Origin of the sequence: Microcoleus sp. B4-C1 (assembly GCF_036705285.1) — a bacterium.
Taxonomy (GTDB): Bacteria; Cyanobacteriota; Cyanobacteriia; order Cyanobacteriales; family Microcoleaceae; genus Microcoleus.
In genome coordinates, this window is record NZ_JAUBUC010000218.1 from 1 (window position 1) to 1,576 (window position 1,576).

Consider the following 1,576-nt stretch of genomic DNA (forward strand, 5'->3'; position numbering starts at 1 on the left):
GTGATGCTATATCTGCCCATTCTTGTAACTTTTTCATGCCTTCTCTTATTCCCCAATCAAAGACCTGAATCCTTACAGATTTAGATTAAACCCCCAAAAATATGAGCAAGTAATTTTAACAATTTGTGGAATAGTAAGGTTGCGAATTGGATCCTTAATATTACCATTAGGAAAAGCGGGGAAATGCTCAGATAAAAATTAACACAGCTTCCTCAATATTTTGGCATAATTATCAACAACAAATATCTCAAACTCTTGTTTTATCGTACACACTAGCTAATTTACGATGATTACATTTACGTCCTAGAACTTAACTATGCAGAGGCTTTGAGTGTTTTCGGAGATGTCTATAGTAGATAGAGAGGGAATAACTCGAAGTTGAGAAATTCGGTCCCGGACATAATCGAAAAAACTGATTCCCAACTGACGAGTAGTAGCAACAAGAGGCATAAAAGTATCCCAAGCCCTCGTACCCTCAATCGTTTGAGTTGCATAGCTAATATTACGTCGCTGCACCATAGTTCTGGCAGCTAACTCAGCCGGATTATTGTGTAAAGGTAATTCAGGATGCTCTAAAACTCTCAGCAACTCCGATACTTTTGTCGCAGTTAATTGTTTGCGTTCATCCAACAATTCATAGCCGCTTGGAGTTTCAAAAAGCAGCCGAAATTTAGACTTCAAAAGCAGTGCAGCTTCGGGACTGGGAGCATCTTTGTAAGCTAATAATTCCCGATAATAATCCCAAAAATCTTCGATAAACTGCCCTAAAATTACTTGATGGCAAGCGAATACCGGGCTTAACTTCTTGTAATGCCTTCCCTCGTGTACCCAACATAACGCTCGCTCGGCAGTGATTAACTTGAATTGCGGAGCATCATCACAACAAAGAGTTTGTACGACTGGGCAATCTGTTTGCTGATGGTAGAAAGCAATAGCTGCTGCTTCCTTAATCCGGGTCTGTTGTTGAGAACCCAGTTTGGGTAGATCATTATTCAGTAGATGATTAAACTGTGCCTCACTCAACACAGTTCCTTGGGGTAATAGCTTGAGAACGTTCTGCCATTTAGTCGGGATTTTGAAGTCCTGAATTAGTGAGAATGTCAGTGGATTCAGAATAAATTTTAGTTCTCGTCCTGGCTGTAATCCTTTCAGGACTGTCAATCTGTCTTTATTCGCTGTTGTAAAGTAGACTGTATATAAAGGGTTGCAGATGATATTGGTAGTATGGTTTACTCCACCTACACGCGCACCAGTTTGGTCGAAGTGTTGCCAAGGACTACTTGCTAGTCCTGAATCATAAACTTCTTTTTTCTCGGTTTCAAAAAGGAAGTGGTTTTTGATGAATAGGTTGGATAAATAACCGGCTGACATGGAAATCCCTAAATCGGCTAAAAAATCTAGTAGTTTGCCTTGCGTCATATTGCCACCATAGTACAAACCGATCATTAGGGCTTTTATTCCTGGTCCAAATTCTCCTTCGTAGCCCACTGGTAATTCTGCTATAGCAATCCTAAATGATTTTCTCTATCTAGATCAATCCTAAATGATTTTCTTTGTGTAAGTATATTGACGTATT

Annotated in this window: 1 protein-coding gene; it reads right to left on the reverse strand. The window is 39.5% G+C overall.

Annotation, left to right across the window (positions count from 1 at the left end):
• Window positions 1-303 precede the first annotated feature (303 nt).
• Complete coding sequence (locus QUB26_RS31750) at window positions 304-1,488, reverse strand: transposase (RefSeq protein WP_333321285.1); 1,185 nt, start codon at window positions 1,486-1,488, stop codon at window positions 304-306.
• Window positions 1,489-1,576: the final 88 nt, after the last annotated feature.